At 45.0% G+C, this 15,138-nt stretch carries 10 protein-coding genes and 1 pseudogene; 6 read left to right on the forward strand and 5 right to left on the reverse strand.

The annotated features are described in order from the left end of the window. Window positions 1-11: 11 nt before the first annotated feature. Complete coding sequence (locus F0229_RS01960) at window positions 12-1,313, reverse strand: hypothetical protein (protein WP_216606049.1); 1,302 nt, start codon at window positions 1,311-1,313, stop codon at window positions 12-14. A gap of 409 nt (window positions 1,314-1,722) precedes the next feature. Then, window positions 1,723-3,051: a MipA/OmpV family protein gene (locus F0229_RS01965; RefSeq protein WP_017060442.1), complete on the reverse strand. Its 1,329-nt coding sequence runs from the start codon at window positions 3,049-3,051 to the stop codon at window positions 1,723-1,725. Window positions 3,052-3,132: 81 nt separating this feature from the next. On the opposite strand from F0229_RS01965, the pseudogene F0229_RS01970 reads away from it, so the two are divergent. The 3 genes and pseudogenes from F0229_RS01970 to F0229_RS01980 all read left to right on the forward strand — a co-directional run bounded on the left by F0229_RS01970 (window position 3,133) and on the right by F0229_RS01980 (window position 6,311). Further along, a pseudogene (locus F0229_RS01970) lies at window positions 3,133-3,662 on the forward strand (hypothetical protein). 24 nt (window positions 3,663-3,686) lie between these two features. Then, window positions 3,687-5,714, forward strand: coding sequence for an alkaline phosphatase family protein (locus F0229_RS01975; RefSeq protein WP_171732130.1), 2,028 nt, complete (start codon window positions 3,687-3,689; stop codon window positions 5,712-5,714). Window positions 5,715-5,861: 147 nt separating this feature from the next. Beyond that, complete coding sequence (locus F0229_RS01980; RefSeq protein WP_017067724.1) at window positions 5,862-6,311, forward strand: TerB family tellurite resistance protein; 450 nt, start codon at window positions 5,862-5,864, stop codon at window positions 6,309-6,311. A gap of 122 nt (window positions 6,312-6,433) precedes the next feature. Here F0229_RS01980 and F0229_RS01985 read toward each other — a convergent pair whose 3' ends face one another. Next, window positions 6,434-6,964, reverse strand: coding sequence for a 3'-5' exonuclease (locus tag F0229_RS01985; protein ID WP_017060438.1), 531 nt, complete (start codon window positions 6,962-6,964; stop codon window positions 6,434-6,436). 87 nt (window positions 6,965-7,051) lie between these two features. Continuing rightward, window positions 7,052-8,590 (reverse strand): sensor domain-containing diguanylate cyclase, encoded by a 1,539-nt coding sequence (locus tag F0229_RS01990; RefSeq protein WP_057623350.1) that lies wholly within the window; start codon window positions 8,588-8,590, stop codon window positions 7,052-7,054. Window positions 8,591-8,938: 348 nt separating this feature from the next. Here F0229_RS01990 and F0229_RS01995 point away from each other — a divergent pair, with 348 nt between their 5' ends. From F0229_RS01995 to F0229_RS02005, 3 genes are all read left to right on the forward strand, one after another. Continuing rightward, window positions 8,939-9,571: a DUF2760 domain-containing protein gene (locus F0229_RS01995; protein ID WP_171732131.1), complete on the forward strand. Its 633-nt coding sequence runs from the start codon at window positions 8,939-8,941 to the stop codon at window positions 9,569-9,571. Further along, window positions 9,571-11,553: an Hsp70 family protein gene (locus tag F0229_RS02000; protein ID WP_171732132.1), complete on the forward strand. Its 1,983-nt coding sequence runs from the start codon at window positions 9,571-9,573 to the stop codon at window positions 11,551-11,553. Before F0229_RS01995 ends, F0229_RS02000 begins: the two co-directional genes overlap by 1 nt. A gap of 153 nt (window positions 11,554-11,706) precedes the next feature. After that, window positions 11,707-14,547, forward strand: a complete 2,841-nt coding sequence (locus F0229_RS02005; protein WP_171732133.1) for an Hsp70 family protein — start codon at window positions 11,707-11,709, stop codon at window positions 14,545-14,547. A 171-nt stretch (window positions 14,548-14,718) separates the two neighbouring features. Here the strand turns inward: F0229_RS02005 and F0229_RS02010 are convergent, their stop codons facing one another. Continuing rightward, the gene (locus F0229_RS02010; protein WP_017065431.1) at window positions 14,719-14,934 is read right to left on the reverse strand and encodes a hypothetical protein; all 216 of its coding nucleotides are present in this window, start codon (window positions 14,932-14,934) and stop codon (window positions 14,719-14,721) included. Between the last annotated feature and the right edge of the window lie 204 nt (window positions 14,935-15,138).

Raw genomic sequence — 15,138 nt, forward strand, 5'->3', positions numbered from 1 at the left:
CAAATCCTTTTCTATTTATTATTCGGTTCAAAGGTCTCGTACATATCCACGATGGCTGCGTAGTAATTTTTACTTTCTAGGTACTTACGCACATCTTGGTTGATAGCCGGTGAAAGGAAGGCACCGACAAACATACCTTGGTCTAGAGACAGAATTTTCGTCGAGGTTTCACCTTTGCCGTTTATCGCGTCATACCAGCCATATGGCGTTTCAAGTTGTGGGTAGTAGTCGATTACTGTGTTCAACAGTTTTACGGCTTCAAATGGATTCACCATGTAAGAAAGCGCTAGCGCATGAGGTGTACCGGTATCACCACCAGCAATATCAGTATTGTTAAAACGGACTTTAGACTCTGATAGCTCTGGGACACCGAATGCCGCATAACCATCGTCAACCGTTGCTGCGGACGACACGAAAGGAATTTGATGCTTGATAGCGTGGTACTTTTGGATCTCTGTCATATCTTCGATCATAGAGAAATCTGGGATCAATGAGCGTTCTTCCAACCAAATCATCGAAAGCATGCCTTGGAAGTAAGCACCATCCCAAGTCAACATAGGCGAATATTTTTTGCCATCGAGGTAGTAGTCTTGCGTATATAACTCCATATCATTGAACGCTGTTTTCGGGACCGTATTTTCTGAGTTTTGAGTAATCAGGTGAGCCCAGACTGGGGCTAATCGACTCTCATTTGCCTTACGATCTATATGATATGATAGTGGCGCTTCTTTCTTCGTTGACCACCCAGAATAGAGCAGACCTCGGCTTTCATCATAGAGTGCTGACCAACCATCTGTTTGGCTCTTAAGAATAGACTCAACCTTAGCAACGACTTCTTTTTCGTCGGATTGCTTTGAGTCAAGATAAGCGCCGGCTACACCAGCAAGAGAAAATGCTAAGTTTGCGTTATCTACGGCGGGAACAATGCCATCTTTGTTTGGTTTCAGTTGCTCTCCCTCAATATCGTAAGGCCAGAAGAACAGACCTTTCCAAGTAGGAGCCCCTGCCAACGCATCCAGTGTTTCATGGATACGTATTAGTGCATCAGCATTGCCGTTTTTATGTGCTTCAACAAGCACATTTAGGTACAGGCCAATCTCTGTTGTGTTGACATAATAGTCGTGTTCAATCTGGCCATTTTTATCGACGAAAATCGTGTCGTATGGAACTTTGGCTTTTTGATCAACACCTACGCCATCAACAAAGAAGTCCAAGTTTCTTTGTAAATGTTGTTCAAACCCTACTGGGTAGAGCTGTGGATTAACGGTAAGTTCGGTGATTGTGACATCAGCGAACGCAGACATGCTAGCCATGAGGGTACAGGTAGCTAAAAGGCTTTTTTTTATCATTTCTCGTATCGACCTTTGTGTATAAACGTTTCACAACGGATATTCCCATCTGAGTAACACTGTCAGCAATGTGGTCATTTACCTTTTGTGATTATGGGATTACCCGAACAAAATTTAATGCTTAAACCTTTAAGCATTTAAGCTAAACATGTGAGAGAGTTATCATGTTTTCTGTAGATAAATAGAGAGCGAGTGAGGCAATATCGCTGTTACGGCAAGGTTACAAATAAAAAGGATACATAAGTCGTTTATACAAAAAGCAGAAAATACATTGATCACACCACTTTTGTGAAAGCCATACAAAACAAGCCAACCCCGTAAACGGAAGTTGGCTTGTATGACGTTAAACTGAACTTTAAACTACAGGTTGTCGTTAAAACTCGTACTGGAAGTAAACCGTGTTGTAGTTACTACCGCCTTTGATACGACCATACTGAGAGGATTTTTCAAAGATTGCAGAACGGTGATGCAATGAATAACCGAACCATAAGTTGTTCAAGTCATTCTTACCAATCAAGTCGCCAACGTTGACATCGAATGAGAAGTCTAAGTAGTTCAATAGATGGCTTGCGGTGTAACCTTTACGGTCCATCTCAGAGCCTTCGATATAGGTAATCGAATCGATGTAAGACATACCTTCTGCCACACCAACACGCCACTGAGTTGGCCAATCAAAGGTGTAGTACGCCTTGATTGCGATAATGTATTCGGTGCTGCTCGATTGAACGTCTGAACTCCAGTGGTGCGCAATACCTGGGGTCAAATAGATATCCAATGGCAAGCCGAAGATCTCATCAGTTAATGGGTGTCCATAGAAGAACGAGGTCAACTGGTTGTTGTATTCGTCTTTTTCTCTATTGAACTTCATGATGTCGCCAATATTGGATGGCGTTCCCCAGCCGTGTGCGACACGTAAGTAAGGCGCATTGCTCAGTTTAGGTTTTGGCGCTTTCTCTTTGTCGTTAAAGAAACCAAAGCCAAGGTACAATTCCCCCTGATAACGGTCTTCAACAATCGAAGAATCGTAAGCGTTATCGTCCAATCGAGTCACACTGGTTGAACCCAATAAGTACAAGTTAGAAACCACATGGTAACGCGTTTCAACACCAACATTTAAGTCAACACCAGCACCAATGGTTTCATTAGATGCGGAGTAATACTCACTGTTGAAATCAGCACTTTTATAACGCAGCGTCGCGCTCGGGTAAAACTCCCAATCTCCAGTTTCATACTTGGCTTTAGCTCGTAAGTTACCGTGGAAGTTGTATTCACTGTCGCTCATTAACTCCGTCTCGACAGACCAAGAATCATCAAGTTGGTAGGTCAGTTGAGCACCAAAGTCCGCCGTATCGCCTTCAATCGCGTTCTGCTCAGATGCAGGAATATCAATAAAGCGCATGCGAGAGATAGCATTGAAAGACCACTTCTCATCGTCAGTTTGATAGAGGTATACCCCCATCTCAGTACCGTCAATAAACACATAATCGTTCTTGAAAAACAGCATCGGTACGAATGAGCTAACCGATTGGTCGCCACCAGACGTGTCATAAGGGATGCTTGCTGTACGGAACATTGCAGCGATGCCCCACTCTTGCTCTTCAGCGGCCCACGCATTAGCACTTACGAAAATGCCACTTAGGAAAGCGCTACCTAGTAAAACCAATCCAGATGAAGGAAGAGTCGGTAAATATTTGAGCTTCATTCTTGTGTAATTACTCTTTGAAAAAAATATTGTTTTACTGATTAGACATTTATTAACCATGACGGCTAACTATTTTTAGGTTTGCTCGGCATTGACCGTTACAATGTAGAATATTCTCGGTTAAATGAAAGTATTGTGAAAGTCTCCGAATTACAAAACATTATAGATCACTTACCCAAAGATTCCGATCCAGATATTGTTATGGGTGAGGCGTGGTTGCCTGAGCGTTTGGTGGATACCAACCTAGACGGTGACATGCTATTTCTTGAATTCGATAATGCCCCTGAAGACAATCAAGGGGATGAAGAAGGCCGTGGCTTTGTTGAGCACGAGATTGCTATGATTCGAGAAAAGCTCGAACTGTTATTAGACGAGCCTTCCGATACCAAGACCAAAGCCGATGCCCTATTGGCAATATTTCTAATGGGCCATGAACTTTCTAGCTCAGAAGTTATCGAAGTTCTTGAATCAACAGAATCTGAAACGACAGAGCCTGAGATTGCAGAGCATAATCAACAGAATCTGACTCAGTAGAACTTGAAGCATCAACGCTTGAAACCACAAAGCCAGACACAAATAAGATCGAAACAAAAGAACACCACGACGACTAGCCACCAACGATTTTAGGTACCGTATTGAAACCCTCTACGACATCATCTCTTCCCCTGTTACTCGCCGGACCCATTTTAAGAAAAACCACCGCGACTGAAGTGGTACTTTGGTTAGCCACCAGCTCGCCTCTTACAGGCAGAGCCGAGCTTCATACTCAAGAAATAGACAATTCTGAAGCAGCACAAGACCAGCCGTTTTATACCTCATCGCTTGAAGAACATGATTCGATTCAAATCGGTACACATGCGTGGATAACGCTAATTCGCTTACAAGGTGAGTTTCCGACTAATACGCGGCTTGAATATGATATTCACACAGAGTCAGGTTCACTAAAAGAGCTCGCCCCTCACCTTGTTTACAACGGTAAATCTCGCGTTGAGTTTAAGATATCGACCTCAGCTGATTACATTCTTCATGGCTCTTGCCGCAACCCGCATCATCCAAGCAAAGACAGCCTAGTTGCAGCCGATAACAAGATGGCCGATCAAACCGTCGCTGAAAGACCCGACATGCTGATGATGAGCGGCGATCAGATCTACGCCGACCATGTGGCAGGCCCAACACTTGATGCTATTCAACAAGTGATTCACCTGCTTGGCCTTGTAGGCGAAAGCTTACCGACTGACTCGCAAATTAAACAAATCAACAACAGTGACGCTCTGTATAACAGTGAATACCACTTATACCAGCGTCATCACTATTTGCCGCACCACACAGCTTCAGAATCCATGCTCGATAAGTTATTCCCGAACCGTGGCGTGCCGATTTTCAGCTCTACCGATTGTGAAAACCACTTGGTCACGCTGTCTGAGTTTATCGCGATGTACTTATTGGTTTGGTCTCCGACACTGTGGCAATGCGTCAATCGAGAGCGTTTAATTGAGAATAACTTCACTCAAGGTGGACGCCAATTAACACCGACTGAGCAGCAACAATGGCGTGATGAAAGCGTCATCATGGATGATTTCATTGCTGGCTTACCGCAAGTGCAACGTCTGTTCGCGCATATTCCAACGTACATGATCTTCGATGATCACGATGTGACGGATGATTGGAACCTTACCGTGGGTTGGGAGCATGCCGTCGACCAAAACCAGTTCGCGACCCAAGTCATTGGTAACGGCCTTGCGGCTTACTGGATGTGTCAAGGTTGGGGTAACAAACCGGAGAGCTTCGATGAAACGTTTATCGAGCAAGCAAAACAGCTTTTTGTCGCTCAACCGCTCATTACTAAACAACCGCGCATTAGTAAACAAACTCATAATGAAGCCGGCAATGCAGCGACTACTCACTCTATTGGCAACATCGAGCCAGACAAGCATCAAGCCTTTATTGAGATGCTGAGCCGCTTTGAAGAGTGGCATTACACAATAGATACCTCACCCAAAGTCATTGTGTTGGATACTCGTACGCGTCGTTGGCGTTCAGAGTCACGCATGAACAAGCCTTCAGGTTTAATGGACTGGGAAGCCTTGATTGAGTTTCAACATCAGTTAATGAATCAAGATAAAGTGGTGATCGTTTCTGCTGCACCGATGTTTGGCGTGAAGTTTATTGAAACACTGCAAAAGATGGCGACCACAATCGGCAAGCCATTAGTGATTGACGCTGAAAACTGGATGGCACATCCGGGCAGTGCTAATACGCTGATTAGCATCTTTACCCATACCAAAACACCGACCAACTTCGTGGTACTTTCTGGCGATGTTCACTACTCCTTCGCTTATGACATCAAGCTTAGGTATCGTCGCAACAGCCCGAACATCTATCAAATCACCTGCAGTGGTATTAAAAATCAGTTCCCTGCTCCGCTGCTTAAATTCTGCGATGTATGGGACCGTCTGTTATACAGCCCTCGCTCAGTTTTGAACTACTTCACTAAGCGTAAACGCTTGAAGATCGAAAAGCGAAGCCCTGACAATCAGACCTTCTATCGCCTTTCAAACCGCAGTGCGATTGGGGAGTTAAGACTAGACACTGATGGGAAACCGCAATCGATCACGACACTCAGTGGCGACGGAAAAATTACACGCTTCCCTGAACCTGACTAAGAAAGTGCGCCTTATCGTTCACCTATCCGTAATGTCAGTTTTTAGTAAAGACGCTTGCGATCACACTCTGTAGACCCAATAGTTATGGTTATAGTTGATAGCTATCAGCGTTACGGAACCCGATAAAATTTTTAACTGGAGCTCGTTATGTTCAATTCTCTCACATCAATGTTTAAACAATTGATTGAAGGCCAGGACCTAAGCAAAAACCAAGGAACATCACCTAATGTCGCCATTGCGAGTTTATTGTGTGAAGTCGCGGGAGCCGACCATCAGATCAATGAATCAGAAAGAGTCGCTAAGCTACAGCTTCTGCAACGTTTGCTGGATTTAGACGAAGAACAAGCAAAGGTGCTGCTAGAGCAAGCAGAACCGAAAGTAGAGCAATCAGTCTCGCTGTATGACTTTACATCGCAACTCAGAGACCTGTCTCAGCCAGTGCGAATCGACTTAATCAAAGCAATGTGGGAAGTGGCGCACGCAGACGGAGAAATTGACCCTATCGAAGATTCTGTGATCCGTAAAACAGCGGAGCTGCTCTACGTTGACCACAGTGACTTCATCAAGAGTAAGTTAAGTGTTTTAGGCGAAAATTAGTGCCTGAAATAATGAATTGGAAACTGAAATAAATAAAAGCGACGGGTTAAGAAACCGGTCGCTTTTTTGAATCGGTAAACTGAAAGCTGACTAAACAGGGCTGAGAGGAGCTAAAAATTTAGCTACAACATAGTTAATGTGAGTTTCGCAAGATTATAAGCATCGACATAACCCGAGTGCTGACGACCTTCCCACTCAATATTTTTGGCTTCTTGAGCAGCGCGGTGACCAATGCGTTTGTCTTTCAAGCGATTCTGAACACGGTAAAGCGTTGCGATGTTTAAGAACTCGCTAAACGGAGGCTCGATGCCTTTTTCAATACACTCTTTGTGTAAGATAAGGTCGTCACGTCCCCACGCTGCGTAGATTTTTTTGGGACCACCAAAGTTCTTAATCATCGACTTGATAACAGACTCTAATGGGCGACCCTGCTTTTCGATTTTACGAGGGGTAATGCCCGTTAACTCGGCGCAAAATAGAGAGACTTCGTCTTTTTCGGGCTTAACGTAATATTGCGCGCGCTTCACGATGGTTCCAGATACAAGATCGATCTCAGCAAGACCAATTTCAATGATCTCCCCTGTTGTTCCTACACCGTCTTCGCTCCAACAGCACATTTCCAAATCGAAACACACAACTCGATTGTGATTCATACGTCGCCTAATTCTCTCGTCAAAAATTTTGTGAAATTGTACATGAGCCCAATACAGAACTCGACCCTAGTTGTATCAAGTGCTCATTTAGCCTGCAATTGTCACTCGATTTCGGCCATTCGACTTACTTTGATAGAGCATACTGTCTGTTTTTTGCAGAATCTCTTCCGTGTTTTCGTTGGCACGAATGGCAGCACCAATACTCAAAGTACAACTTAGCTGTCGACCTTTGTGCTCACAATGAGAGTGACTCACTGTGCTTAGAATGCATTGTAAATATCGGTCTAGCGCTTCATGGTTTGTAATGCTAGAAATGATACAGAACTCGTCTCCACCTATACGAAATAGGTTATCCCCCTCTTTCAGACTCACTGCAATCAACTTGATGACATGAATGAGTAACGCATCCCCTGCTGGGTGACCGAATTCGTCGTTAATGCCTTTGAACATATCAACATCAAATCCGATAAGACTAAAGGGTTCATTTCGCTGTATCGCTTTATCTAACATCTTATTGAAAGCACGTCGGTTATAAACTTCCGTAAGACTGTCATGGTTGGCTAAAAAGCGAAGTTCTTCTGTTCTTTTATCAAGCATTTGATACAAACGTTCTTTCTCTCGGATTTGCATGTTAACGATGTACGCCAACAACAAAGAGATGGTTGTCCCCACTAAGACAATTCCAGTTAATACCAAATAGCCATAAAAAGAGATGCATGAATCTATTTTGTAATCAACCTTCCAATCACGGTTAGTCAATTCAATCGTCTTTGTTATGTGGTGGCCAGAAACGGCTTCATAACCCTCGGTTTCAAACAAGATTGGGGAATCTTCTGCTTCGAAACCCGTATCGGTAACACGAATATAGACATCCATGTCGCCCACTGCCGAAGCCAGTAAGTTTTCAAAGTAATACGTCGTACGAACCACACCAATTACAACGCCGAGTAGGTTGTCGCTTTCACCCTCAAATACAGGATGATAGACCAGCATACCTGTCTTTGGTATGTCTTGATCTAAGCCGTCTTGAAGCAAGCGAACTTTGTCTGAAATATTCGCTTTGCGCGTGTGTTTAATATTGTCTAAAACCAGCTTGAATCGCTCGCGAGAAGAGTAAAAACCAAGAACACTGTTGTTTGCTTCGGTATTGGGATACATATCGCTAGCTACAAAGATGGGTTCACCATCTAAGACGTAACCATAGGTTTTGGCTTCATGTTTTGGGATTGTATACAGCTCGTAAGACGGGTATTTTGCTTTCATCTTATCGGTATGCTCGGCAATCTCGTCTGCCGGCACTTTTTGCATCCACTGCAAGCCGATTAAGCTTTTTGAGTCATTAATGGTTTGCTGGGCAAAACGATCAAATTTATCCCAGTTTTCAGGGTCGTTAGAATAGAAAAAATTAGCACCGGAACCAATATAAGCCACATCATTAGCGATAAACGCTTCCAAGCTCAATGTCTGGTGAGTAGCAAAGCTATCCAGATTCATATTTAACGCGCGGTTTTGGTTGAGTGCGACTAGTATAAAACACAACACAGTAATCAAAAAACTGACCGAAAATACGACCAATGGGAGAGTTCGTCTCTTCAACCCTGTTAGTGGGTCGGTTGTGTGGGGCATGTGGCTTCCAAATAGGCTCTAATGAGTTAAAAGTATATAACGGAAGGGAATCATGCTCCATTTATGTTTGGTCTAAAAACTAACATAAAACAGGCATTGTTTACCTGCCCCTCACATCAGAGGCCAATATTCAGGCAAATCTCGACTAAATTTCAAGCTAACACACTAAAAACCCACTTGATTGAGAGCATTAAATACCACTCTTAAGCCTTGAATATGCTAGTATCCACCCATATTTATAGCTTGAAAGTGACCAATTCGGCTTCACGCCACTGAGTTTCTTTCCAACCTGTATATTCCTTTGAACCGACGAATATACCGTTAAATCAATTTTAAAGAGAAATCACTATGATCGTTGATTTGAACCTAATCCCACAAACGTTTGATATGCTTCACGCAGGCCTAACTGCATCAAGCGTTTTACTACTGTTAATTGCCGTTTCTCGTAAAACCAAAGTGGTTGAGAAAGTCGTAGAAAAACCAGTAGAAAAGATCGTTGAAGTTGAAAAGCCAGTTGAGAAAATTGTCGAAGTAGAGAAAGTTGTTGAAGTTGAACGTGTGATCGAAAAAGTAGTAGAAGTTGAATCTAAGCTGGCAACAGCACCAACTGATTCAGCAATGCAGCTACTGTCTATCATGCAGCAAGAAGCTCGTTTAATTGACTTCCTAAAAGAGGACCTAACATCATTCTCTGATGAAGAAGTTGGCGCGGCAGCTCGTGTTATTCACACTGGCGGTCAAAAAGTATTAGCCGATTACGTAACGCTTTCTCACATCCGCACTGAAGATGAAGAAACACGTATCACTATCGCTGAAGGTTTCAACCCTCAAGAAATTCGCCTAACTGGCAACGTAAAGGGCAATGCACCATTCAACGGCACACTAGTTCACAAAGGTTGGAAAGCAACTGACATGAACCTGCCTAAGCTTGCTGAAAACTACGATGCATCTGTAATTGCACCGGCAGAGGTAGAGCTATAATGGAACACCAAACTCAGCCATCATCGCACGAGTCTTCTTCTCAAGAACATACGCCGCAGATGCATTCACAAGAGCAAGCGCCTAAGTTCAGTGTTGGTATCGATTTAGGTACCACACACTGCGTTTTGTCTTTCATCGACACAACAAATGAAGACGCTCGCGTTGAGGTGATGTCAATCCCTCAATTGACGGCTCCAGGTACAGTAGAAACTCGCAGCCAACTTGGCTCGTTCCTATACCAGCCGCACGAACATGAAATGAATGCGGGCTCTCGCGTTCTTCCTTGGTCTTCAGAGCCAAAAGCGCTAGTGGGTGCAATTGCTCGTAACCTTGGTTCTAAAACCCCTATCCGTTTGGTAGCAAGTGCAAAATCTTGGTTGTGCCACGGTGGTGTTAACCGTCGCGATGCTTTCCTTCCCGCAGGCAGCCCTGAAGAAGTTGAAAAAGTGTCTCCGCTTAAGACAACTGAACTGTACCTTGAGCACCTTAAAGACGCTTGGAACCACGCTAACCCAGAACACAAACTGGCAGACCAAGATGTAACGATCACGGTTCCAGCTTCGTTTGATCCTGCGGCTCGTGACCTAACAGCAGAAGCTGCACGTAATGTCGGTTTCACTCACCTAACGCTTCTTGAAGAGCCACAAGCGGCTCTTTACAGCTGGATTGATAACAGCAACGACACATGGCGTGATGAAGTAAACGTTGGTGACATCGTTCTTGTTGTCGATATCGGTGGTGGTACAACCGACCTTTCGTTAGTTGAAGTAACACAAGATGACGGTAACCTAAGCCTGAACCGTATCGCAGTAGGTGAACACATCCTACTTGGCGGCGACAACATGGACTTAGCACTGGCTTACCGTCTGAAAATGAAACTGGCGCAAGAAGGCAAAGAACTGGCTCCTTGGCAGGTTCAAGCGATGACTCACGCATGTCGTGATGCGAAAGAAGCACTGCTAAACAATGCTGAACTGCAATCTATGCCTATCGTTGTTCCAAGCCGTGGTTCTAAACTGCTTGGCGCAACACTGAAAACAGAACTGACTCAGCAAGAAGTACAACAAACATTGGTTGATGGCTTCTTCCCGAAAGTAGCCGTGACTGAGCATCCAGTACAAAAGACACGTGGCGCACTGACTCAAATGGGTCTGCCTTACGCTCAAGACGCAGGTATCACTCGTCACATTGCCGCATTCCTTTCTAAGCAAGCGAACGCGCTTTCTGGAAATAGCGAAACGGCTCAGCAAGATTTCAACCCGTTTGCAAACATGCCCGGTATGCCCGGTACGCAAGGGGCAGAAGCGCCAGCGGCAGACTTCATCAAGCCAACAGCAATCCTGTTCAATGGTGGTGTTCTAAAATCGAACCTACTTGCTGATCGTCTTTCAGATACGATCAACGAATGGTTGATCAATGCTGACGAAGAGTTCGCAAAACAGCTTTCAGGTTTAGATTTAGACCTAGCGGTTGCAAGTGGCGCTTCATACTACGGCGCAGTTCGTCGTGGCCAAGGCGTTCGTATCCGCGGTGGTATCGCTTCTTCTTACTACGTAGGAATTGAAAGCGCGATGCCAGCTATCCCAGGTATGGCTCCTCCGATGGAAGCTTTGTGTGTTGCACCATTTGGTATGGAAGAAGGTTCAAGCGTACAAGTACCTAGCCAAGAATTCGGTCTAGTGATTGGTCAGCCAGTACACTTCCAGTTCTTCGGTTCAACCATTCGTCGTGAAGATGAAGCGGGTACGCACCTTGATCACTGGGCGCCTGAAGAGCTTGATGAGCTTCCTGAAATCCAAGTGACATTGCCGGTTTCTGAAGGCCGTCGCGAAGGTGAAGTGGTTCCAGTGACTTTGGCTTCTCGCGTTACTGAGCTAGGCACCTTACACCTAGAAGCGATTGCTACTGACAACGGTCAGAAGTGGCACGTTGAGTTCGATGTTCGTGAAGACTCGAATAACGACTCAAACGAACAAGCATAATGAATCAACGGCACCTTAGCGGGTGCCGTTACTTTATCAATGCATTTCTCAATCTAGTCCTGCCTGTTTCTCAGGAATGACGTTTACGAATAACAACAATAAGACCAAAGCTATCAAAAAACTGGTCATCACTCTGGAAGAATAAGGTTTTGTATGGCAACTCCTCGTTTTTTAGTCGGCATTGACTTAGGTACAACCAATACGGTTGTCGCTTACTGTGAAATCAACGACGACCTACAACATGCCCCCGTTTCTCTTTTCGATATTGACCAACTCATCGGCCCCGGTGAAGTGGTTCGCAAGCCCTTACTCCCATCCTTTCGTTACCACCCAGCACAAGGTCAAATCTCCCCTTCTGACCTGACGATGCCGTGGGAACCAAGCCCCGTTGAAGGCGATATTAAGAACGTTATCGTCGGTGAATGGGCTCGTGAATTAGGCGCTAAGGTTGAAGGCCGCCAAGTATCGAGTGCTAAGAGTTGGCTATCACACCAAGCGGTTGATCGTAACTCCGACATTCTGCCTTGGGCTGGCGCAGCTGATGTCGATAAAGTCTCGCCAATTGTGGCGAGTGCAAGCTACCTCAACCACATTCGCCAAGCATGGAACTACCGTAACCCGAGCAACAAGCTGGAAAATCAAGATGTTGTGGTTACCGTTCCGGCTTCCTTCGATGAGACAGCACGTAAGCTGACACTCGAAGCGGCAGAACTTGCGGGCTTAGGTAAGATTCTATTACTCGAAGAGCCGCAAGCCGTTTGTTATGACTGGTATGCCCGTCACCAACAAACCGCAGCAGATGAACTTCAACAAATTCCGCTGATTCTAGTGTGTGATGTTGGCGGTGGTACCACCGATTTAAGCTTAATTGAAGCCAAATTCGATGCGAACACCGACGGTAATAACGAGCTCACACTCGACCGTATTGGCGTTGGAGAACACTTGATGCTCGGTGGTGACAACCTCGATTTAGCGCTTGCTCACCTTGCAGAGCAACGCTTCAATCAAAACAAAAAGCTGAATGCTTCTAGCCTAACCAAACTAATTCAACAAACTCGCGCCGCAAAAGAGAGCCTACTTTCTGCCAATGCACCCGATGATGTGAAGATCACCATGCTGGGCAGCGGTTCAAAGCTACTTGGCGGTACTAAGAGTATTGGCTTAACCAAACAAGAAGTTCATCAAATCGCATTGGAAGGTTTCTTCCCGCTTTCTGAGTTTACTGAAACACCCGACAAACGCCGCAGTGCAGTGGTTGAGTTTGGTCTGCCTTACGTGGCTGACCCTGCAGTGAGTAAGCACGTTGCAGAATTCCTAGCAACACACCAACAAGTGTCTAAAGCCGCATTAGAAAACTCAGACTCGATTGAGTTCGATGACACCAAACCTGCAATTCCAGTTGGCGTGCTGCTCAATGGTGGTGTGTTTAACAGTGAACTGGTAACAGAGCGAATTACTCAGCTACTGGGCAACTGGAACGGTTCTCCTATCACAGTGCTTGATAACCCTCATCCAGATTGGTCTGTTGCCCTTGGCGCGGTTGCCTTTGGTAAAGCACGCCGCGGTGCACAGCTGAAAATCGGTGGCGGTGCTGCCCGTTCTTACTTCTTGCATCTGCAAGAGAAAAACAAGATGGGTAAAGCGCTTTGTCTGCTTGCCAAAGGAACCGAAGAAGGCCAAGAGATACGCTTGAACAGCCGTCGTTTCTCGCTGACTTTAGGTGAGCCAGTACGATTTAATCTTCTGACTTCAACACACGATCAAATTGCTCATGACACCGCCATTCAAAACGGTGTGATGGTCAATGTGGATGCCGACTTGTTCTCCCCTCTCCCACCGTATATTTCTACGCTGGAAGGCTCAGGTACTGCAGAACTTCAAGCCAACCAAAAAGAGCGTGTTGAAGTACTGCTCGCTTGTCAGTTAACCGAAGTCGGCACATTGAAAATGGAGTGTGTGAGTATAGAAGATGACTCTAAGCGTTGGTTGCTTGAGTTTGAAGTAAGAAACAAGCAAGGCGATGAATCTGATACCTCCGCGCTTCACCCAAGATTGGAAGAGTGTAAGGAGTTGATTTCTCGCCTGTACAGCGGCAACAAGAAGAGTGCTGAATCGAAAGAGATCAAAACACTATCGAAAGATCTTGAGAAGCGACTAGGTAAACGCGATGAATGGGACTTCACGACCCTTCGTCATCTATTTGATACCTTCTCATTAGGTCGTAAACGTCGTCGCCGCTCAGAAGCACACGAGAAGAACTGGCTACGTTTGGCGGGATACTCGCTACGTCCTGGCTTTGGCGATCCGACTGACTCATGGCGTATCGAACAGATTTGGGGCCTTTACCAACAGAACATTCAGTTCAAGAACCACCAAGGCTGGACAGACTGGTGGGTATTCTGGCGTCGTGTCGCTGGTGGGCTAAACCAAGAGCAGCAAGAGAGTATCTTGGCTGACATCGCTAAATACCTTCACCCAGGTGCAATGAAGAACCCTAAGACAGCCAAAGATGCGCAAGATAATGGTTATGAAGCCATGGTCCGTTTAGCGGCGTCACTTGAGCAACTTGAGGTTGAAGACAAAGTGCTGCTGGCAAGTTGGTTCTTAAGCAAAGCGATCAACCATAACCAATTTGAACAGGCTCACTGGTGGGCGCTAGGACGATTAGCATCAAGAACGCCTTTGTATGGCAGCCAACACAGCGTAATTCCTAGAGAGCAAGCTGAACAGTGGTTACCAAAACTGCTTGAACAGAACTGGCAGAAAGAGCAGATGATCGCCTTCGCAGCGGTGATGATTTGTCGAAAAACCGGTGACCGTCAGTTTGATATCTCTGACGACTATCGCAATCAAGTGATTGAGAAACTTAAGCAAAGCAAGGTACCTGACTCATGGTTAACACTAGTGAGTGAAGTGACTGAGCTTTCTGAGAGTGAATCTAAGCGTGTGTTTGGTGATGCGTTACCAAGCGGATTAAGCCTAATCAATAACTAGGTTTGAAAACGATTAGCTTTCGTTGCTAATGGTAAAGAAGCTAGCAAGAAAAGAAAAAGCCACTTTCGATTCGTTGAAAGTGGCTTTTTTATTGGTGGCTTAAGGCTGGTATGTGTAATCGACTTATAGCTTTTTGGTTAAGAGCCTTAGCCGTGTTGCAGTTCATCATTGTTAATGTTTGGTTCCAGTTGGGTTGATAGGAAAATCCGTATTTTCATAAATGTCAGATAGTTTTTTCGGTTTATTCTCTTTTGCTCCTTTGTTCGATTGATTATGAGTTTCGCTTAAAAGCCATTCCTCATGCATTTTTGCTGAATCCAAAAACTCTGGATCCTCCATTGCTTCCTTGCGAAGTTTATTTACACGTTCGAGAGTATCCCAAATCATAATACTTCACCTCCACTAAGGCAGTAATATAAAGATAGCTCAACCCCATGAAACTTCAACTAACCCAATGAGATAGCGATCTCAATTTCGTAATTCACTCGCTTTAAATGAGTGGATATGGTCACCTTTAGTTGGGCTCAAATAGTGGGTCTTTCCCCATGATCTTCGAAGATCATTAGGCACAAAAAAAGCGAGCTCGATGCT

The organism is Vibrio sp. AIC-3 (genome assembly GCF_013114515.1).
Classification (GTDB): domain Bacteria; phylum Pseudomonadota; class Gammaproteobacteria; order Enterobacterales; family Vibrionaceae; genus Vibrio; species Vibrio crassostreae_C.